The sequence below is a fragment of the Aquibium microcysteis genome, from assembly GCF_014495845.1.
Taxonomy (GTDB): Bacteria; Pseudomonadota; Alphaproteobacteria; order Rhizobiales; family Rhizobiaceae; genus Aquibium; species Aquibium microcysteis.
The window spans coordinates 1,947,163-1,967,253 of record NZ_CP061080.1 but is presented as its reverse complement, the minus strand read 5'-3'; the positions used below and the strand labels follow the sequence as shown (position 1 = coordinate 1,967,253).

Sequence of the window (20,091 nt, the reverse complement as noted above, 5' to 3'; positions counted from 1 at the left end):
CCATGGCATCTGCTGCTGAGCAACTCGCCTCCAATCTGAATTTCTCGGCCTTCGCCAAGGCCGAGGATCTGAAGAAGCGGATCTGGTTCACGCTCGGCGCCCTGCTGGTCTACCGCCTCGGTACCTACATCCCCATCCCGGGCATCAATCCCGATGCCTTCGCGCAGGCCTTCTCGCAGCAGGCGGGCGGCGTGCTTGGCATGTTCAACATGTTCGCGGGCGGTGCCGTCGAGCGCATGGCGATCTTCGCGCTCGGCATCATGCCCTACATCTCCGCCTCCATCATCATGCAGCTCATGACGTCGGTGATCCCGACGCTCGAGCAGCTGAAGAAAGAGGGCGAGCAGGGCCGCAAGGTCATCAACCAGTACACCCGTTACGGAACGGTGCTGCTCGCGACCGTCCAGGCTTACGGTATCGCCGTCGGCCTCGAAAGCGGCGCCGGCATCGTCACGGATCCGGGCTGGTTCTTCAAGGTTTCAGCCGTCATCACGCTCGTGGGCGGCACGATGTTCCTGATGTGGCTCGGCGAGCAGATCACCGCGCGGGGCATCGGCAACGGCATCTCGCTCATCATCTTCGCCGGCATCGTGGCCGGCCTGCCGAAGGCGATCGGTGGAACGCTGGAACTCGGCCGCACCGGTGCGCTGTCGACCGGCATCATCCTGGCGATCATCATCATCGCCATCGCCTGCATCGGCTTCATCGTCTTCTTCGAGCGGGCCCAGCGTCGGCTGCTGATCCAGTATCCGAAGCGCCAGGTGGGCAACCGGATGTTCCAGGGCGACACCTCGCACCTGCCGCTGAAGCTCAACACGGCCGGCGTCATCCCCCCGATCTTCGCCTCGTCGCTTCTCCTCCTGCCCGCGACGCTCGCCGGATTCTCCGATTCAACGACGCTGCCGTCCTGGGCGAATTCCGTGCTCGCCACCCTCGGGCACGGCCAGCCGCTGTACATGATCCTGTATGCGTCGCTGATCGGGTTCTTCGCCTTCTTCTACACGGCGATCGTCTTCAACCCGAAGGACACCGCCGACCAGCTGAAGAAGCATTCCGGCTTCATTCCGGGCTACCGGCCGGGCGAGCGGACCGCGGAGTACATCGACTACGTCCTGACGCGCATCACCGTCGTCGGCGCGATCTACCTCATCCTCATCTGTCTGCTTCCGGAATTTCTCATCTCGGCGACTGGCGTTCCGTTCTACCTTGGTGGTACTTCGCTTCTGATCGTCGTCAGTGTTACCCTCGATACGGTGGCGCAGGTTCAGGGTCACCTGATCGCGCACCAGTACGAGGGGCTGATCAAGAAGTCGAAGCTCCGCGGAGGAAAGAGAGGGAAATGAGGCTGATACTGCTCGGCCCGCCGGGGGCGGGGAAGGGGACGCAGGCGCAGCGGCTGGTGGAGAGGCACGGGATACCGCAGCTTTCCACGGGTGACATGCTGCGTGCGGCAGTGAAGGCCGAGACCGATGTCGGCAAGCGCGCCAAGGCGGTGATGGATGCGGGCGAGCTCGTGTCCGACGACATCGTGAACGCGATCGTTTCGGAACGGATCGACGCGCCGGACTGCGCGAACGGCTTCATCCTGGACGGCTATCCGCGGACACTCGCCCAGGCGGACGCCGTCGAGGCGATGCTGTCGGCCAAGGGGATGGGCCTCGACATCGCGATCGAACTCGTCGTCGACGACAAGGCGCTGGTCGGGCGCATCGTCAAGCGTGCCGACGAGGCGAAGGCGGCCGGGCTGCCGGTGCGCAAGGACGACAATCCGGCGGTGTTCGAGGAACGCCTTCGCGAGTATTACAAGAAGACGGCGCCGCTGATCGGCTACTACCATGCGAAGGGGCTGCTCACCGGCGTCGACGGCATGGACGAGATGGACTCCGTCACGATGCAGATCGAGCGCCTGCTCGACGGCGTCGCCCGGAAAAACTGAGTTCGGCCCGTTGACGGGACGTGCGCGCTGGACTATAGCGCCACGTCTTCCGCTCGCACAGGCGTCCAGCCGGGCCGCACAGGCTCGGCTTCGTCGTTGGAAGACAACACCCGCAGGGGCCGGCCTCCACCGGACGCGGGGCAACAACAAAGCGCCGGTCCGCCGGCCCAGATGGAGAGAGACATGGCCCGTATCGCTGGCGTCAACATTCCGACCAACAAGCGCGTCGTCATCGCGCTGCAGTACATCCACGGCATCGGCGCCAAGTTCGCCCAGGAGATCGTGGAGAAGGTCGGTATCCCGGCCGAGCGCCGCGTCCATCAGCTGACCGACGCCGAGGTGCTGCAGATCCGCGAGACCATCGACCGCGACTATCGCGTCGAGGGCGACCTGCGCCGCGAGACGTCCATGAACATCAAGCGGCTGATGGATCTCGGCTGCTACCGCGGCCTGCGTCACCGCCGCTCGCTGCCGGTCCGCGGCCAGCGCACGCACACCAATGCCCGCACCCGCAAGGGTCCGGCCAAGGCGATCGCCGGCAAGAAGAAGTAATTCAGCGAGTAGCGAATGAGCGAATAGCGAATAGTTGGGCAGAGCCTTTCCATTCGCCATTCGCCAGCAATCATTCGCTCCTCTGGTGTAGCCGCTGGCATTACGGCGGCGTCGATATCGAGAGAAAGGACCAGCATGGCCAAGGAAGCCGCCCGCGTTCGTCGCCGCGAACGCAAGAACATCTCGTCGGGCGTTGCCCACGTGAATTCGACCTTCAACAACACGATGATCACGATCACCGACGCCCAGGGCAACGCGATCGCCTGGTCTTCGGCCGGGGCGCAGGGCTTCAAGGGCTCGCGCAAGTCGACCCCCTTCGCGGCCCAGATGGCTGCCGAGGACTGCGCCAAGAAGGCGCAGGAGCACGGCATGCGCCAGCTCGAGGTCGAGGTGTCGGGGCCCGGTTCGGGCCGTGAGTCGGCGCTGCGCGCGCTTCAGGCCGCAGGGTTCACGATCTCGTCGATCCGCGACGTGACGCCGATCCCGCACAATGGCTGCCGGCCGCGCAAGAAGCGCCGCGTCTAACGGTGTTTTTCGATTGCCGCAAGGGCGCCCTCCCGCGCCCCTCTACGGTTCTCCAGATCGCCCGCCACGATTGGATGGTGGCGGGGAAACGGAAGGACAGACCATGATCCAGAAAAACTGGCAGGAACTGATCAAGCCCAACAAGATCGAGTTCTCGTCCAAGAAGAAGACGCTCACCACGCTCGTCGCCGAGCCGCTGGAGCGTGGCTTCGGCCTGACGCTCGGCAACGCGCTGCGCCGCGTGCTCCTGTCGTCGCTGCGCGGCGCCGCCGTGACGGCGGTGCAGATCGATGGCGTCCTGCACGAATTCTCCTCGATCGCCGGCGTGCGCGAGGACGTGACCGACATCATCCTGAACATCAAGGAAATCGCCATCAAGATGGAAGGCGACGGGCCCAAGCGCATGGTCGTGCGCAAGCAGGGTCCGGGCGTCGTCACCGCCGGTGACATCCAGACGGTGGGCGACGTCGAGATCCTGAACCCCGACCACGTGATCTGCACGCTCGACGAGGGCGCCGAGATCCGCATGGAGTTCACGGTCGACACCGGCAAGGGCTACGTCCCTGCCGAGCGCAACCGCGCGGAGGACGCCCCGATCGGTCTCATTCCGGTCGACAGCCTGTATTCGCCGGTCAAGAAGGTCTCCTACAAGGTCGAGAACACCCGCGAGGGCCAGGTGCTTGACTACGACAAGCTGACCATGTCGATCGAGACTGACGGGTCGATTTCGGGCGAGGATGCGGTCGCGTTCGCGGCGCGGATCCTGCAGGACCAGCTCGGCCTCTTCGTCAACTTCGACGAGCCGCAGAAGGCCCAGCCCGAGGAGGCGGTCACCGAACTCGCCTTCAATCCGGCGCTGCTCAAGAAGGTGGACGAACTCGAACTCTCTGTCCGTTCGGCCAACTGCCTGAAGAACGACAACATCGTCTACATCGGCGACCTGATCCAGAAGACCGAGGCGGAGATGCTGCGCACCCCCAACTTCGGCCGCAAGTCGCTCAACGAGATCAAGGAAGTTCTCGCCGCGATGGGGCTCCATCTCGGCATGGAGGTCCAGGACTGGCCGCCGGAGAACATCGAAGATCTCGCCAAGCGTTACGAAGACCAGTATTGACCGCGAAGGGTGAGTAGCGGGTCGCGTCGAAGGATCGTCGCCCGCCGCTCACCATTCGCTTCCCAGACACTTGGCGCCGAGCGCCGAAACCCAGGAGACAAGCCATGCGCCATGGACGTTCCGGCCGCCGGCTGAACCGTACGTCGAGCCACCGCAAGGCCATGTTCACCAACATGGCCGCCTCGCTCATCGAGCACGAGCAGATCACGACCACGCTGCCCAAGGCAAAGGAGCTTCGTCCGATCGTGGAGAAGCTCGTTACGCTCGGCAAGCGCGGCGACCTTCATGCCCGCCGCCAGGCGATCTCGCAGGTCGGCAGCGCCGTGCTGGTCAAGCGCCTGTTCGACACGATCGCGCCGCGTTACGCCGAACGCAACGGCGGCTACCTGCGCATCATGAAGGCCGGCTTCCGCTTCGGCGACAACGCCGCGATGGCCGTGATCGAGTTCGTCGACCGCGACACGTCGGCCAAGGGCGCTGCTGACCGCGCCCGTGCGGAGGCCGAAGCGGCCGAGGCCGCCGAAGCAGCCTGATCGCTGCCTGCGATGTGATGCTCGAGAGGCCCCGCGGCGAAAGCCCGGGGCCTTTCGCCGTTCGGGGGAGCATTGGCGCGGCCCTGGCGTGCGCGCCGGTCCGGGAAGCAGGCGGCCGACGCCTTCCTATCCCCACAATGCTCGCCCTAAAGGACTATCGTTACCAGACGACGCGGAGAGAATCGCTATGGCAGCCATGGTTCCGGCTTTCGCACGCATCGCCCTTGCGGTGCTGTTGGTGGCGTCGCCAGTGACGGCGCCGCCGGCGATGGCCGAAGGCGGCCTGCGCGGATTCCTGGAAGACATCCTGCCGTTCGGCGGCAGCGACAGGCAGGCGCAACCGCCGCAGGCACCGGACGCGGTCGTGCCGCAGAGGGTTCCCGCGGCACCGGCGGCGCCGACGCAGACCGATGCCGTGCAGCGCCGCGTGCCCTTCGGGCAGGCGGAAGTACAGCTTTCCTTCGCGCCTCTCGTCCGCGAGACGGGTCCGGCCGTGGTCAACGTCTATGCCAAGCAACTCGTCCAGTCGCGCTCGCCCTTCGCCGGCGATCCCTTCTTCGAGCAGTTCTTCGGCCGCCAGCAGATGCCGCCACGGGTGCAGTCGTCACTGGGATCCGGCGTCCTCGTCGATCCCAGCGGAATCGTGGTCACCAATTTCCATGTCATTCGCGACGCGGACGAGGTGAGGGTGGCGCTGTCGGACGGGCGCGAGTTCGAGAGCGAGGTGCTGCTGAAGGACGAGTCGCTCGACCTCGCCGTGCTGAAGATCAACGGCAGCGAAGCCTTCCCGGTCGTGCCGATCGGTGATTCGGATGCGCTCGAGGTCGGCGACCTGGTGCTCGCCATCGGCAATCCCTTCGGCGTCGGGCAGACGACGACCAGCGGCATCGTCTCGGCGCTCGCCCGCAATCACATCGGCGTGTCGGACTTCGGGTTCTTCATCCAGACCGACGCGGCGATCAATCCCGGCAATTCCGGCGGCGCGCTGATCGACATGGCCGGGCGGCTCGTCGGCATCAACACCGCGATCTTCTCGCGCAGCGGCGGGTCGATCGGCATCGGCTTCGCTATACCGTCCAACATGGTCCGCGCCTTCGTGGAGGCCGCCAGGGCCGGCGAACAGAGCTTCGAGCGGCCGTTCCTCGGAGCGGAGTTCGACCAGGTGACACCGCAGATCGCCGAGGCGCTCGGCATGCCGCGGCCGCAGGGAGCGATCGTCACGGCCATCTATGCGGACGGTCCCGCGGAAGCGGCCGGCATCGAACCCGGCGACGTCGTGCTTGCGATGAACGGCGTGCCGATCCAGCACGTCGACGCGCTTGGCTACCGGCTGGCGACCCAGCCGCTCAACGCGACCGTCACCTTCGACGTCCTGTCGAAGGGCAGGCAGCGGGCGGTGTCGCTGACGCTCGTGCGCGCTCCGGAGGGGGCGTCCGCAGCAATGCTCGACATATCCGGCCAGAGCCCGTTCACCGGCGCGAAGGTCGCGGAGCTTTCGCCGCGACTCGCCCGCAAGCTCAGGCTGCGCGACGACACCCGCGGCGTCGTGATGGTGGAGGTACCGCGCAATTCGCCCGCGGCCGGCTTCGGCTTCCGCCCGGGCGACATCGTGCGCGAGGTCAACGGGACGGCGATCGACAGGCCCGAGACGCTGCAGAAGGCGGCCGCGGAGCGGACCCGGTGGTGGCGATTCACGGTCGATCGCAACGGCAACGTCATGCGACAGATGCTTCGCTACTGAACGGACGGGCGGGATGGCTGACCTCTTCGGCGGGAATGACGGACCCGCGGCACGACACCCTGCGCCGGGGGAGGCCGAGTCCTCTGCGCCGAGGCCGCTCGCCGAGACGCTGCGCCCCCGGCGCCTGTCGGAGGTCGTCGGGCAGGATCACCTGCTCGGAGCCGATTCGCCGATCAGCCGGATGATCGCGGCAAAGAAACTGTCGTCCTTCGTCCTGTGGGGTCCGCCCGGCACCGGCAAAACCACCATCGCGCGCCTGGTGGCAGCAGAAGCGGGGATCGAGTTCCTGCAGCTGTCGGCGGTCAATGCGGGCATCGCCGACCTCAGGAAGGTCATCGAGGCCGCGCGCCAGGTCCGGTCCGCGCTGGGGAAGCAGACGGCGCTCTTCATCGACGAGCTGCACCGCTTCAACCGCACGACGCAGGACGCGCTGCTGCCGCATGTCGAGGACGGCACGGTGGTGCTGATCGGCGCCACGACCGAGAATCCGAGCTTCAGCCTCGTGTCGGCGCTTCTGTCGCGGGCGCGGGTGCTGGTGGTCAACCGGCTGGAGCGCCAGGCGCTCGGCCTGCTGCTGGACCGCGCCGAGCGCCACCAGGACCGGCGGCTGCCGCTCGACGCGGACGCACGCGACGCTCTGATCGACATGGCCGACGGCGACGCGCGCTATCTGCTGAATCTCGCGGAGGACCTGCTCGGCCTGGCCGGCTCCGAAATCCTCGACGTCGCCGGGCTGGCGAGGACGGTCCAGAAGCGGGCGGCCGTCTACGACAAGGCGCAGGAGGGCCACTACAACCTGCTCAGCTGTTTCCACAAGACGCTGCGCGGCAGCGACGTTCAGGCGGCGCTCTACTGGGCCGCCCGGATGATCGCGGGCGGGGAAGATCCTGCAACCCTCTTTCGGCGCCTTGCCTGCGCGGCGTCCGAGGACGTGGGCATGGCCGATCCGCAGGCGATGCCGCAGGTCCTGTCGGCCTGGGATGCGTTCGAGCGGGTGGGCTGGCCCGAGGGACGGCTGTTTCTCGCCCAGGCGATCACCTATGTCGCCACGGCACCGAAGTCGAACGCAGCCTATCGCGGCTTCGATGCCGCGCTCGAACTGGCGCAGCGGACCGGGTCTCTTCCGCCGCCGAAGCACATTCTCAACGCGCCGACGAAGATGATGCGGGAACTCGGCTACGGCGCCGGATACCGGTACGACCACGACTTCCCGGATGCCTATTCGGGCCAGGAATATTTCCCGGACGAACTGACCGGCGCCGCGCGTCCGGAGTTCTATCGCCCGAACGAACGAGGCTTCGAACGCGACATCCGCAAGCGCCTCGATTTCTGGGAAAAGGCGCGGGCTCAGCGCAGGCGCGACTGACCGCGCGGGACGCGCGGACTACTTGCGCGCGTCCGCGGTCTCCGCCGGGCTCTCGCGCCCCAGGTAGTCCTCGACATAGGCGAGGCCGACGATCGTCATCAGGGCGGCGGCGATCGGTGTCGCCAGGGCGAGGCCGAGGATCCCGAAAAGCACGCCGAACAGCAGTTGCGCCGAGATGACGAGTGCGGGCGGCAGCGAGACCTTCTCCTGCTGGATCAGCGGCGTGACGACATAGCTCTCCAGGGCCTGCACGCCGAGATAGATCGCCAGCACGATCAGAACCATGGACAGACCGTCGGGGAGGGCGAGCAGCAGGGCCGGCGCGATGGCGAGCACCGGCCCGATGTTGGGTATGAAGGCCAGGAGGCCGGCGAGCAGCCCGAGCGCGAAGGCGAGCGGCACGCCGGCGAACCAGAGGCCGAATGCCGTCAGCACGCCGACCACGGTCATCGCCATCAGTTGTGCCGTGAGCCAGTTCCGCAGGGTCGCGGCCGTCGCGCGCAGGATCTCGTCGCCGCGCCTGCGGATCGAGGGCGCCAGCAGCAGCGTCAGCCCCTTGCGGTAGACCCCCGGATCGAGCGCGCCATAGAGCCCGATGAACAGAATGATCACGGCATTGCCGAGTGCGCCGAAAGTCGAGGAGACGGCCGTCAGGGCGGCACTGCGGCTTTCCGAAGAGGCGAGCGCCTCGGGTGACAGCCGGTCGAGAACGGCCGAACCCCACGAATAATCCGCCAGACGGTCGCGGAGCGTTTCGAAGGCCTGGGGTATCCGGCGGGTCAGTTCGTCGACCTGCGCGCCGATGGCGGGCGCCACCGCAAGCCCGAAGACCACGAGCGCCACCACGATGCAGAGCAGGAAGAGGCCGACCCCCCAGCCATCCGCAAGACCGAGCCTGGCGGCGAGCCAGTGGCCGCCGCCCTGGAGGAAGACGGCCAGCAGGATGCCTGCGAAGACTGTGAGGAGCACGTCGGGAACGAGCAGCAGCAGGATGGCAAGGACTGCGGCAAGCACGAGCAGCGAGATGGTCTGGCGCGACATGAAACCCCCCGTATCCTGCCGATAACGGGCGGCGGCGCCTCGGGTTGCTGCCCACCGGGAACAATCGCAGACGCGTCGCGCCTGCGCGCCGGGAGATTCCCGAAAGAGGAGCGGCGGCTGCGGATCGGGAGTTCGACGGCCTTTCGCCGGTCAGCCACCGCTTCGTGCCGCAGCCGGAATGCGAACGGCGGGGAGAAGGCTCTCGGAAGGTTCAGACGGCTGGAGCGGGTAGCGGGAATCGAACCCGCACCAAGAGCTTGGAAGGCTCATGTGATACCATTTCACCATACCCGCGGCGGCTGTTGTCCTACTCGACCCGTCGGGTGCGGTCAAGGACGGACATGGCTGCAGGCGCATCCTGGCGAAAGGCGGCAGCGCCGCCGGCAAAGAGAATCATTCCAATCCGCTCGTGGGTCGCGTTAGAGTGTTGGTCGAGGGCGGGTGGGGACCATGTCGGCACTGATCGCGATACCGACGCACGAGCGGGCGTCGCTCCTTCGGCACTGCCTGTCGACGGTCGCCGAGCTCGCGCTGCCGCCGGGCAGCGAAATCGTCGTCTTCGACGATGCGAGCCCGACCCTCGACGTGCCGGTGCTCCTGCGCGAGGCGGGGCTGCCTGCGCGATGCCGTCGCAGCGCGATGCGGGTCGGGCCGTCGCAGACGAGCTGCGCGATCTGGCGGCACTTCCTGGAAGGAGACCATCAGCATCTGCTGATCCTCGACAGCGACATGATCGCCAACCGGTCGGCCGTGATGGACGGGCTGAGGCTTCGCGATTCTTTCGGCGGACTCATCTCGCTCTACAATTCGCGAAATCATCCCGGCGTGCCTGACGGCGAGGACCGGCTGGCAAAGCGGACGGTCGGCAACGCCGGAACCTTGTGGACGCGGCCGCTCGCCGAACTGGTGATGGCCGAGCTGGGCAGCGACCCCGGGATCCTGAACGTCGACGACGCCTACAGCACCCTCTTCGGCCTTCGGAACGTGCCGATCGTCACGTTCGAACGCAGCCGGGTGCAGCACCTCGGGATCGTCGGGACCAACAACCGCTACTTCGGCGCGATGGAGCACGGTCTCTTCTTCCGGCCCGATTCGGAACGGCAATCTCTCGCCATCGTGGCGGTGTACGACGAGCTGATGAGCCGGCAGCAGCATTACGTCCGTCCGCCGCGGCAGTCGCTGTCGCCGGCGGCAAAGCTCGCACGCTGGCTCTCGCGGACCACCTAGTGTCGGCGGGGAGGGAGGAACGGACCGGGCGGACGCACGTTCATGGGCGAACCAACGATGGAGTTCGACATGCGCATGTTGCTTCTGGTGGCCGTGATCGCTCTGGGCGTCGATGCGGTGAAATTCGACGGAGCTTACTCGCAGACGGCCTGGCGGGAAATCAGCACGCAGTTCGCGAAGCTGCAGGCGCGGGTCGACGACGGCGACCTGCTCGACCGCAAGGTCACGGTCGAACGCACCGCAAACGTGTCGAACTGAGACTGCGGCCCTCGTCGCTCCGGGAGACCCGGGACAGGCTCCATGTCCCCTGCGGCTCCATGGCCCGGAGCCGCGCCGCGCCTCACGACGGCGCATGATCCAGCCGCGCCGGATCGTCCTTCAGGCCGTTGACAGCCGGGTCTGCCGGCGCGCTACTCGGCAGGCGCATGATGCGCGGCCGGGGGGATTCATGACGGGAAGCGATGCACGGGCCTCCAACCTCTTCTACCAGACGCGGCAACGGCGTCCGCTGGCAGCGGAGGCGCGCGGAATCTACATCCACGACGTCAACGGGAGACGCTACGTCGACGCCACGAGCGGCGCGATGGTGTCCAACATCGGCCATGGCAACGAGACCGTGCTCTCGGCCATGCGAGCGCAGATGGACAAGGCGACCTTCACCTACCGGCTGCATTTCGAAAACGAGCCGGCGGAGGAACTGGCGCGGCTGACGGCGTCGCGGATGCCGGAAGGGCTCGACCGGGTGTTCTTCGTGTCGGGCGGGTCCGAAGCGGTGGAGAGCGCCGCCAAGCTCGCGCGGCAATGGGCCGTCGCCACCGGGCAGCCGGAGCGCTGGAAGATCATCTCGCGCTATCCGTCCTATCATGGCTCGACGCTCGGCGCGCTGGCTCTGACCGGCATGGAGCTGATGAGCCGTCCGTTCGAGCCCATGCTGCGGGCCATGCCGAAGATCCCGGCTCCGACCTGCTACCTCGACCGCGACAATCACAGCCTCGAGGAGCGCGGCCTGCGCTATGCCGAGATGCTGCGCGAGGAGATCGAGCGGCAGGGGGCGGAGACCGTGCTCGCCTTCATCATGGAGCCTGTCGGCGGCGCCTCGACGGGGGCGCTGGTGGCGCCGGACGGCTATTATGCCCGCGTGGCCGAGATCTGCCGCGACTACGGCATCCTCCTGATCCTGGACGAGGTCATGACCGGTGCCGGCCGCACGGGGCGCTTCCTCGCCGCCGAGCACTGGGGCCTCGCGCCGGACATCGTCGTGATGTCGAAAGGGTTCGGCGCCGGCTATGTGCCGCTCGGGGCGATGGTCGCGCATCGCCGGCTGGTCGAGCCGGTGCTCGCGGCCGGCGGCTTCGTGCACGGCTTCACCTATGCCGGCAATCCGCTGGCCTGCGCGGCGGGGCTGGCGGTGCTCGGCGAGATCGACAGGCTCGACCTGTGCGGCAACGCGCGCGCCATGGGGGAGGTGCTGATGGCCGGTCTCTGCCGTCTGAAGGAGCGGTATCCCTTCGTCGGCGACGTGCGCGGCAAGGGCCTGCTCACGGCCTTCGAACTGGTCTGCGACCGGGAGACCATGACGCCGCTGCCGAAGGCGATGGACGCGCATGTGCACCTCGTCGAGGAAGCCTATGCGCGCGGGCTGATCCTCTATTCGCGGCGCACCCGCGGCGGGCTCGAAGGCGACCATTTCATGGTCTGCCCGCCGCTGATCGTCACCCGCGAGCAGATCGGCGAAATCATGGATCTTCTGGTGCAGAGCCTCGACGCCTTCGCTGACCGATTCGGCCTGCCGCGGCAGCGCGACTGAGGAGCGACCGAGCGCGCGGACGAGGAGCCACAAAAAAGAAAACGCGGCCGACGAGCGGCCGCGTTTCCAGGTTCGGATTAGTTCCGATCAGGCGAGATCGAAACGGTCGGCGTTCATGACCTTCGTCCAGGCGGAGACGAAGTCCTTCACGAACTTCTCGCCGCTGTCCTGCTGTGCATAGACCTCGGCCAGGGCGCGCAGGAGGGAGTTGGAGCCGAAGACGAGGTCGACGCGGGTGGCGGTCCACTTGACGTCACCGGTCTTGCGGTCGCGACCCTCGAACACGTCCGCATGCTCCGTCGTCGGCTTCCACGCCGTGCCCATGTCGAGCAGGTTGACGAAGAAGTCGTTGGTCAGCAGGCCCGGACGCTTCGTGAAGACGCCGTGCTGCGAACCGCCGACATTGCCGCCGAGCACCCGCAGCCCGCCGACCAGCACGGTCATCTCCGGCGCGGTCAGCGTCAGCAGCTGCGCCTTGTCGATCAGCAGTTCCTCGGGGGAGATCGTGTAGGCCCGCTTCTGGTAGTTGCGGAAGCCGTCCGACACGGGTTCGAGGAACTCGAAGGACTCGACGTCGGTCTGCTCCTGCGTGGCGTCGGCGCGGCCGGGCACGAAAGGCACGGTGACGTCGTGGCCGGCTGCCTTCGCGGCCTGCTCGATGGCGGCACAGCCGCCGAGCACGATCAGGTCGGCGAGGGAGACCTTCTTGCCGTCGGTCTGCTCGGCGTCGAAGGCGGCCTTGACGCCTTCCAGCGTCGCCAGGACCTTGGCCAGCTGTTCGGGCTGGTTGCCCTCCCAGCTCTTCTGCGGCTCGAGACGGATGCGCGCGCCGTTGGCACCGCCGCGCTTGTCCGAACCGCGGAAGGTCGATGCCGAGGCCCAGGCGGTCTGGATCAGCTCGGCCGGGGTGAGGCCGGCACCGAGCAGACGCGCCTTCAGCGCCTCGACGTCGGCGCCATCCACCAGCGGATGGTCGACGGCCGGGATCGGATCCTGCCAGATGAGGTCTTCGGCCGGGACCTCGGGGCCGAGGTAGCGCGACTTCGGACCCATGTCGCGGTGGGTGAGCTTGAACCAGGCGCGGGCGAAGGCGTCGGCGAACTGGTCAGGGTTCTCGTGGAAGCGCTTCGAGATCGCCCCGTAGATCGGGTCGAGCTTCATGGCCATGTCGGCGGTCGACATCATGATCGGGACCTTCTTGCCCGAACCATCGACTTCCGGTGCCATGTCCTGCTCTTCCAGGCCGATCGGCCGCCAGATCCAGGCGCCCGACGGGCTCTTGGTCTTCTCCCACTCATATTTGAACAGGACGTCGAAATAGCCCATGTCCCAGCGGGTGGGGTTCGGCGTCCACGCACCCTCGAGGCCCGAGGTGATCGTGTCGACGCCCTTGCCGCTCTTGTAGGTCGACAGCCAGCCGAAGCCCATCGCCTCGATCGGAGCGCCCTCGGGCTCGCGGCCGACGTGCTCGACCGGGCCGGCGCCGTGGGTCTTGCCGAAGGTGTGGCCGCCGGCGGTGAGCGCGACCGTCTCCTCGTCGTTCATCGCCATGCGGGCGAAGGTCTCGCGGATGTCCCGGGCCGAGGCCAGCGGATCGGGATTGCCGTCGGGACCTTCCGGATTGACGTAGATGAGGCCCATCTGCACCGCCGCCAGCGGGTTCTCCAGCTCACGGTCACCGGAGTAGCGGGCGAGGTCGTGGTCGCTGCGGGCGAGCCACTCGGTCTCGGAGCCCCAGTAGGTGTCCTCCTCCGGCTCCCAGACGTCGGCGCGGCCGCCGGCGAAGCCAAAGGTCTTGAAGCCCATCGATTCCATCGCGACGTTGCCGGCGAGGATCATCAGGTCCGCCCAGGAAATCTGGTTGCCGTATTTCTGCTTGATCGGCCACAGCAGCCGGCGGGCCTTGTCGAGATTGCCGTTGTCCGGCCAGGAGTTGAGCGGAGCGAAGCGCTGCTGGCCGGTGCCGCCGCCGCCGCGACCGTCGGCCGTGCGGTAGGTGCCGGCGGAGTGCCAGGCCATGCGGATGAAGAGACCGCCGTAGTGGCCGTAGTCGGCGGGCCACCAGTCCTGGCTGTCGGTCATCAGCGCGGTGAGGTCCTGCTTCAGAGCGGCGAGGTCGAGCTTCTTGAACTCCTCGGCATAGTCGAAGCCCTTGCCCATCGGATCCGACAGCGGCGAATTCTGATGCAGCATCCGCACGTTGAGCTGGTTGGGCCACCAGTCCCTGTTCGTGCGCATCGACATGTTGGTGGTGCCGTGTGCCACGGGGCATTTGCCCGTGCCTGAAACCTTAAATCCGTCCATTGCTCTCTCCGTTCGTGGCAGCGTTCTGCTTCGTAGGTGAAGTCGATGAAGGGCCGGCGACATGGGCAAACCCAAACGCCGGCACGAACCGCATCCGCATCAACGGAACCGTCGTCATCGCCCTTGTGGCTCATCGGCATGCCTACGGTTCCGCGCAGCGGCCGGCTCCCGGGGGAGACGATGCGCATCGCGGACGACCGGAGGCCGTTCCTCGAGCTTCTTCTTGTTGTCCCTTCCTACCGCACTGCGGCGATAGCAGAAAGTTGAAAGTTCCGATTGCGACGATAAGACCAGCCTATTGAAGCGGCTTGCCGGCGCAGGCATCCGAACGCCTTCAAGGTCAGGTCCGGAAGGCTGGCGGCGGCGGCCGCTTCGTGCTTTCGTGCCTCTACGGCCGCGCGCAGACGCGGACTGTAAAGCGGCATGACGGAGAACCGGAATGGCGGACCGCCTGGCGGAGGGAGCGAGCGGCGCGTGGCTCGGTGATCGGGCGCACCGGCAATGGCTGGCACGGGAGGCGTCCCGCCAGATCGGTTTCTTCCGGCGGAGCCTTCGCGCCGATGGCGGCTTCGACGTGCTCGACTACGACGGCTCGCGGCTGCCGCGGGGGGCGCAGGAACTCCACACGACGACCCGGCTCGTCCACTCCTTCGCGCTGGCCAAGGCTGCCGGCGCGAGCGGCTGCGACGAATTCATCGATGCGGGCTTGGCGTTCCTGTGGGACCGCCACCGCGACCCGGTCCACGGCGGCTACGCCTGGTCCGTGTCGGGGGAGGGCGCGGCCGACGCAACGAAGCTCGCCTATGGCCATGTCTTCGTGCTGCTCGCGGGGGCGAGCGCCCGACAGGTGGGGCATCCGCGCGCCGACCGGCTGATCGTCGACATCGCCGATGTCCTCGACCGTCATTTCTGGGACGAGGCGCATGGCCTCTTCAGCGACGAATTCGCCGCCGACTGGTCGCCGTTCTCGACCTATCGCGGCATGAACGCCAACATGCATGGCGTGGAGGCCCTGCTGGCGGCCTTCGAGGCGACCGGCGAGCCGCTTCATCTCGAACGGGCAGGGCGTATCCTCGACTTCTTCACCCTCCGGATCGCGCCGGCCACCGAGTGGCGCCTGCCGGAGCACTACACGGAGGCCTGGGCGGTCGATCCGGACTATGCCGGCAACCCGATGTTCCGGCCGGCCGGCACCACGCCCGGCCATTCGCTCGAACTCGGCCGGCTTCTCCTGCACTGGTGGGACCTTGCGGGCCGGCCGGCGGGTGACGCGCCCGTACGGGCGCGCCGGCTGATCGAACGGGCGCTTTCGGATGCGTGGCGCGAGGATGCAGGGCTGGTCTACACGCTCGACCAGCATGGCCGCCCGTCGGTGCGGGACCGCTACTGGTGGCCGGTGACGGAAGGCATCGGGGCGATGGCGGCGCTGCTCAAAATCGATCCGCAGCCCACGGACGAGGAATGGTACCGACGGCTCTGGCAGTTCGCCGACGCGCACTTCATCGATCACGCGTGGGGCGGCTGGTATCCCGAGATCGACGAGCAGGGCGTGCCGGTGGCCCGGCAGTTCCAGGGCAAGCCGGATCTCTACCACTCGCTGCAGGCCGCGCTGCTGCCGCTGGCACCGGGGCTCGCGCGGCCGTTCGACGGGCTGCGGGCGCTGCGGCCGCTGGCCTGACGCTGCGATCCGCCCGGCCAGCGCCGCGCCGCCGGTCAGCCCAATTCAAGCGTCGTGATGCCGAAGACGCGGCTCCTGTCGATGCGCGGCGCGGGGCCGCGGTACATGCGCGCGGTCCGGAAGCCGGGCACCAGGCCCGCCGCGAGAATCCGAGCCGTGAAGGACGGCTGGCTCGCCGGGACGTCGATGTGGACGGCGCCGTCGCAGGCGCCGGCGAGGGCGCGAACGATCCGAATCGCCGCCCCGTCGTCGTCAGCGAAGAGCGGGCCGATCTTCCAGCCTTCCCGGCAGGGGCGGACGACGCCGAAGCCGGTCAGCGTCTCTCCTGCCGTCGATGCCATCGCGATGTGCGGCCGGGCGAGCCATGTCCGCAGGAAACCGTCGCGCCTTGCGGGAAAGCAGCGGTGATCCAGCGCCACGGCCTGCTCGACGAGATCGGGCGTCAGCGGCCGGACGCCGGAGCGATCGTCATCGCATGCAGGCAGTCGGCCGCTGAACCGTACCGTCTCGTGGTCCGCGACGAATCCAGAGGCGCGATAGTTCGCCTGCTGCTCCGGAACGCCGTCGAGACCGATCGTCCGTCCGCCGAGACGTGCCATGCCCGCGTCCCAGACGGCCTTGCCGAGGCCGCGGCCGCGCAGGTCGGGCCGGCAGATGTAGAGCCCGACGAAGCTGAACGAATCATCATAGGCGACGGCGGCGATGCCGGCGGCCAGTTCGCCGTCGACGAAGCCGCCGAGCAGACCTTCCTGGTCGGCCGCGCGGAAGACCGCGGCGTCCGAGAGGCCGGGGTTCCAGCCTTCGGCCGCCGCCCAGTCGATCAGCGTTGCCGTTTCGCTGGCCGAAAGCGGCCGGATGACGGGCGGATGGTCGGGCATGGCAGAGAACCTCACGGTCGACGGGACGTGCGCGATGCACGATAGGTCGATCACCGGGTCCGGTCGAGCCATCACCAACCATTGCCGATGCCCGGGGAAAGGGCTTTAACTCGGTCGGAGGAGGGGCCGGATTTGCTCGACAAGCTCGAATGGTTCATCGCGCTGGCGCAGGCGCAGCATTTCGGCAGGGCGGCGGCGGAGTGCAACATCGCGCAGCCGACGCTCTCGGCCGCGATCCGCCAGCTCGAGGAGCAGCTCGGCGTCATGCTGGTCAAGCGCGGTTCGCGCTACCAGGGCCTGACGCCGGAGGGCCAGCGCGTGCTGGAATGGGCACGCCGCATCGTCGGCGACGCGCGCACCATGCGCGAGGAGATGCGCGCGGTGCGGCAGGGGCTCGCCGGGCACATCCGCATCGCGGCCATCCCGACGGCGCTGGCGATGGTGCCGGAGATCACGACGCCGTTCCGCGAGAAGCATCCGGAGGTGACCTTCTCGGTGCTGTCGCGCAATTCGATCGAGGTGCTGACGCTGCTCGACAATCTCGAGATCGACGTCGGCATCACCTATCTCGACAACGAGCCGCTGGGGCGCGTGACCGCCGTGCCGCTCTATTCGGAGCGCTACCAGCTGATCACGGCCGCCGGAAACCGCTTCGCCGACCGGGACAGCGTGACCTGGCGGGAGATTTCGGAACTGCCTCTCTGCCTGCTGACGCCGGACATGCAGAACCGCCGCATCATCAACCAGCATCTGCGCGAAGCCGGCGCCGAGGCGCGGCCGACGCTGGAATCGAACTCGATGATCGTGCTGTTCTCGCACATCCGCACCGGCAAATGGTCGAGCATCATGCCGGTCAACCTCGCCCAGACCCTGGGCTTCACCGATCCGATCCGCGCCATCCCGATCATCGAGCCGGACGCGCGCCATCTCGTGGGCATGGTCGCGACGCATCGCGACCCGCAGACGCCGCTGGTCTCTGCGCTGCTGCACCAGGCCGCCGCCATGGCGTTGGCGCACGAACGATAGAAGAATCCTATCGTCCGACGGAACACCGGTATTGAATCCGCGCCGCATTCCCGTGCATGGCTGCCGCCATAGGCCAAGTACGGAGGAGGCTGCGTTTCCATGCGGAACGATGCAGGCCGGACGGAAGAGCGACTGATCGACATCGTCAACGGCTGGAGCGCGCGGGAGGCGCCGCTCCTTCCGATCCTCAACGAGGTGCAGGCGAGTTTCGGCTACATGCCGGAGAATGCCGCCGAGGTGATCGGCCGCGCGCTCAACCTGTCGCGCGCCGAGGTGCACGGCGTCATCTCCTTCTACCACGATTTCCGCAAGGAGCCGGCCGGCCGCCACGTGCTGAAGGTCTGCCGCGCCGAAGCCTGCCAGGCCGTCGGCGGCCGCGAGATGGCCGACCATCTCAAGCGCCTGCTCGGGCTCGACTGGCACGAGACGGCGGCGGACGGCTCGGTGACGCTGGAGCCGGTCTACTGCCTCGGACTGTGCGCCTGCGCGCCCGCGGCCATGCTGGATGGCGAATTGATCGGACGGATCGACGCTGAACTGGTCGAGGACATCGCGCGCGAGGTGCGGACATGAGCGTCACCATCTGGGTTCCCGCCGATTCCGCTGCCAAGGCGGTCGGGGCCGACCGCGTCGCCCGGCGAATCGCCGAGGTGGCCGCCGCGCGCGGGCTCGACGTGACGGTGCGCCGCAACGGCTCGCGCGGCATGATGTGGCTTGAACCGCTGGTCGAGGTGGAGACCGCCGAGGGCCGCATCGGATACGGTCCGGTGAAGCCCTCCGACGTCGAAGGCCTGTTCGACGCGGGTCTGCTCGCCGGCGGCGCGCACGGGCTGTGCATCGGCCGGCCGGAGGGACATCCGTTCCTGGCGCGCCAGTCACGGCTCACCTTCGCCCGCTGCGGCATCATCGATCCGGTCGATCTCGACGGCTACCGGGCGCATGGCGGGCTCGCCGGGCTGGAGCGGGCGGCGGCGATGCCGGCCGCAGAGATCGTGCGTGAGGTCACCGAGTCCGGCCTGCGCGGCCGCGGCGGCGCCGGTTTCCCGACGGGCATCAAGTGGAAGACCGTGCTGGAGGCCGAGGGGCCGCAGAAATATATCGTCTGCAACGCCGACGAGGGCGACAGCGGCACCTTCGCCGACCGTATGATCATGGAGGGCGATCCCTTCGTGCTGATCGAGGGCATGGCGATCGCCGGTCTCGCGACGGGCGCGACCAAGGGCTACGTCTACACCCGTTCGGAATATCCCGATGCGGCGCGCGTGATGACCCAGGCGATCGACGTGGCGCGGTCGGCGGGCATCCTCGGCCGCTCGGTGCTGGGCTCGGGCAAGGCGTTCGACATGGAGGTGCGGATCGGGGCCGGCGCCTATGTCTGCGGCGAAGAGACGTCGCTGCTCAACAGCATGGAAGGCAAGCGCGCGGTGGTGCGCGCCAAGCCGCCGCTGCCGGCGCTGAAAGGCTTTCTCGGCCGCCCGACGGTGGTCAACAACGTGATCTCGCTCGCCTCCGTGCCGGTGATCCTGGCGAAGGGCGCCTCACATTACCGCGACTTCGGCATGGGCCGGTCGCGCGGCACGATCCCGATCCAGATCGCCGGCAACGTCCGCCATGGCGGCCTGTTCGAGACCGCCTTCGGCCTGACGCTGGGCGAGATCGTCGAGGAGATCGGCGGCGGCACGCTGACGGGCCGGCCGGTGAAGGCGGTGCAGGTGGGCGGGCCGCTCGGCGCCTATTTCCCGCCGTCGCTGTTTTCCACGCCCTTCGACTACGAGGCGTTCGCGGCCAAGGACGGGCTGGTCGGCCATGCCGGCGTCGTGGTCTTCGACGACACGGCCGACATGCTGGAGCAGGCGCGCTTCGCCTTTGAGTTCTGCGCGGTGGAATCCTGCGGCAAGTGCACGCCCTGCCGGATCGGCGCGGTGCGCGGCGCCGAAACGATCGACCGGATCGCGAAAGGCATCGAGCCGGAGAAGAACCGCGCCGTCGTCGCCGACCTCTGCCAGACGATGAAGTTCGGTTCGCTCTGCGCGCTGGGCGGCTTCACGCCCTATCCGGTGATGAGCGCCATGACGCATTTCTCCGCGGACTTCGCACCGCGCCCGGTGCGGGAGGCGGCCGAGTGAGCGCCGGGACGGTCAAGGGACCGGCCTCCTACTTCCCGTCGATCGAGAAGACCTACGGCCAGCCGATCGCACACTGGATGGCGCTGGTCGACGGACAGGCGGGGAAGAAGCACATGGAGATCGTCAACTGGCTGAAGGTCGAGCACGGGCTCGGCCACGGCCATGCGAACGCGCTGGTGGCGCATGCGCTGGCCGAGGTGGGACGGTGACGCCCTACAGGACAGAGGGGGGCGCGAC

The 20,091-nt window shown here is 67.7% G+C and carries 19 protein-coding genes and 1 tRNA gene; 16 read left to right on the top strand and 4 right to left on the bottom strand.

The genetic code is table 11. The features are described from left to right. Nucleotides 1-2: 2 nt before the first annotated feature. From secY to IAI54_RS08965, 8 genes are all read left to right on the top strand, one after another. Nucleotides 3-1,343, top strand: coding sequence for a preprotein translocase subunit SecY (secY, locus tag IAI54_RS09000; RefSeq protein WP_187972023.1), 1,341 nt, complete (start codon nucleotides 3-5; stop codon nucleotides 1,341-1,343). After that, a complete protein-coding gene (locus IAI54_RS08995; RefSeq protein WP_187972022.1) occupies nucleotides 1,340-1,936 on the top strand; it encodes an adenylate kinase in 597 nt (198 codons plus the stop codon). Before secY ends, IAI54_RS08995 begins: the two co-directional genes overlap by 4 nt. Before the next feature lie 183 nt (nucleotides 1,937-2,119). Beyond that, the gene (gene rpsM / locus IAI54_RS08990) at nucleotides 2,120-2,488 is read left to right on the top strand and encodes a 30S ribosomal protein S13 (protein WP_187972021.1); all 369 of its coding nucleotides are present in this window, start codon (nucleotides 2,120-2,122) and stop codon (nucleotides 2,486-2,488) included. A gap of 135 nt (nucleotides 2,489-2,623) precedes the next feature. Beyond that, nucleotides 2,624-3,013, top strand: a complete 390-nt coding sequence (gene rpsK / locus IAI54_RS08985; protein WP_187972020.1) for a 30S ribosomal protein S11 — start codon at nucleotides 2,624-2,626, stop codon at nucleotides 3,011-3,013. A 103-nt stretch (nucleotides 3,014-3,116) separates the two neighbouring features. Continuing rightward, a complete protein-coding gene (locus IAI54_RS08980) occupies nucleotides 3,117-4,127 on the top strand; it encodes a DNA-directed RNA polymerase subunit alpha (protein ID WP_187972019.1) in 1,011 nt (336 codons plus the stop codon). 104 nt (nucleotides 4,128-4,231) lie between these two features. Further along, complete coding sequence (gene rplQ / locus IAI54_RS08975) at nucleotides 4,232-4,660, top strand: 50S ribosomal protein L17 (RefSeq protein WP_187972018.1); 429 nt, start codon at nucleotides 4,232-4,234, stop codon at nucleotides 4,658-4,660. 187 nt (nucleotides 4,661-4,847) lie between these two features. Continuing rightward, nucleotides 4,848-6,401 (top strand): DegQ family serine endoprotease, encoded by a 1,554-nt coding sequence (locus tag IAI54_RS08970; RefSeq protein ID WP_235679303.1) that lies wholly within the window; start codon nucleotides 4,848-4,850, stop codon nucleotides 6,399-6,401. 13 nt (nucleotides 6,402-6,414) lie between these two features. Further along, nucleotides 6,415-7,767, top strand: a complete 1,353-nt coding sequence (locus IAI54_RS08965) for a replication-associated recombination protein A (RefSeq protein ID WP_187972017.1) — start codon at nucleotides 6,415-6,417, stop codon at nucleotides 7,765-7,767. A gap of 18 nt (nucleotides 7,768-7,785) precedes the next feature. Here IAI54_RS08965 and IAI54_RS08960 read toward each other — a convergent pair whose 3' ends face one another. After that, the gene (locus IAI54_RS08960; RefSeq protein ID WP_187972016.1) at nucleotides 7,786-8,808 is read right to left on the bottom strand and encodes an AI-2E family transporter; all 1,023 of its coding nucleotides are present in this window, start codon (nucleotides 8,806-8,808) and stop codon (nucleotides 7,786-7,788) included. A gap of 220 nt (nucleotides 8,809-9,028) precedes the next feature. After that, a tRNA-Gly gene (locus tag IAI54_RS08955) sits at nucleotides 9,029-9,102 on the bottom strand. Nucleotides 9,103-9,258: 156 nt separating this feature from the next. Here IAI54_RS08955 and IAI54_RS08950 point away from each other — a divergent pair. The 3 genes from IAI54_RS08950 (at nucleotide 9,259) to IAI54_RS08940 (ending at nucleotide 11,842) form a co-directional block, all read left to right on the top strand. After that, nucleotides 9,259-10,035: a glycosyltransferase family 2 protein gene (locus tag IAI54_RS08950; RefSeq protein ID WP_187972015.1), complete on the top strand. Its 777-nt coding sequence runs from the start codon at nucleotides 9,259-9,261 to the stop codon at nucleotides 10,033-10,035. A 57-nt stretch (nucleotides 10,036-10,092) separates the two neighbouring features. Beyond that, nucleotides 10,093-10,293: a hypothetical protein gene (locus tag IAI54_RS08945; RefSeq protein ID WP_187972014.1), complete on the top strand. Its 201-nt coding sequence runs from the start codon at nucleotides 10,093-10,095 to the stop codon at nucleotides 10,291-10,293. A 190-nt stretch (nucleotides 10,294-10,483) separates the two neighbouring features. Next, the gene (locus IAI54_RS08940) at nucleotides 10,484-11,842 is read left to right on the top strand and encodes an aminotransferase family protein (protein ID WP_187972013.1); all 1,359 of its coding nucleotides are present in this window, start codon (nucleotides 10,484-10,486) and stop codon (nucleotides 11,840-11,842) included. 87 nt (nucleotides 11,843-11,929) lie between these two features. Here the strand turns inward: IAI54_RS08940 and katG are convergent, their stop codons facing one another. Next, entirely contained in the window at nucleotides 11,930-14,146 is a 2,217-nt protein-coding gene (gene katG / locus IAI54_RS08935; RefSeq protein ID WP_187972012.1) for a catalase/peroxidase HPI, read from the bottom strand. 439 nt (nucleotides 14,147-14,585) lie between these two features. Between katG and IAI54_RS08930 the strand changes: the two genes are divergently transcribed. Then, nucleotides 14,586-15,824: an AGE family epimerase/isomerase gene (locus IAI54_RS08930; protein WP_187972011.1), complete on the top strand. Its 1,239-nt coding sequence runs from the start codon at nucleotides 14,586-14,588 to the stop codon at nucleotides 15,822-15,824. Between the two features lie 35 nt (nucleotides 15,825-15,859). On the opposite strand, the gene IAI54_RS08925 is transcribed toward IAI54_RS08930, so the two are convergent. Then, the gene (locus tag IAI54_RS08925; protein ID WP_187972010.1) at nucleotides 15,860-16,702 is read right to left on the bottom strand and encodes a GNAT family N-acetyltransferase; all 843 of its coding nucleotides are present in this window, start codon (nucleotides 16,700-16,702) and stop codon (nucleotides 15,860-15,862) included. 132 nt (nucleotides 16,703-16,834) lie between these two features. Between IAI54_RS08925 and IAI54_RS08920 the strand changes: the two genes are divergently transcribed. From IAI54_RS08920 to IAI54_RS08905, 4 genes are all read left to right on the top strand, one after another. After that, nucleotides 16,835-17,728, top strand: a complete 894-nt coding sequence (locus IAI54_RS08920; protein ID WP_187972009.1) for a LysR family transcriptional regulator — start codon at nucleotides 16,835-16,837, stop codon at nucleotides 17,726-17,728. 99 nt (nucleotides 17,729-17,827) lie between these two features. Next, on the top strand, nucleotides 17,828-18,301 hold the full coding sequence (locus IAI54_RS08915) for a formate dehydrogenase subunit gamma (protein WP_187972008.1): 474 nt from the start codon (nucleotides 17,828-17,830) through the stop codon (nucleotides 18,299-18,301). Further along, entirely contained in the window at nucleotides 18,298-19,854 is a 1,557-nt protein-coding gene (locus IAI54_RS08910) for a formate dehydrogenase beta subunit (protein ID WP_187972007.1), read from the top strand. The genes IAI54_RS08915 and IAI54_RS08910 overlap by 4 nt, the downstream gene beginning before the upstream one ends. Further along, complete coding sequence (locus IAI54_RS08905; RefSeq protein WP_187972006.1) at nucleotides 19,851-20,063, top strand: DUF4287 domain-containing protein; 213 nt, start codon at nucleotides 19,851-19,853, stop codon at nucleotides 20,061-20,063. Before IAI54_RS08910 ends, IAI54_RS08905 begins: the two co-directional genes overlap by 4 nt. Nucleotides 20,064-20,091: the final 28 nt, after the last annotated feature.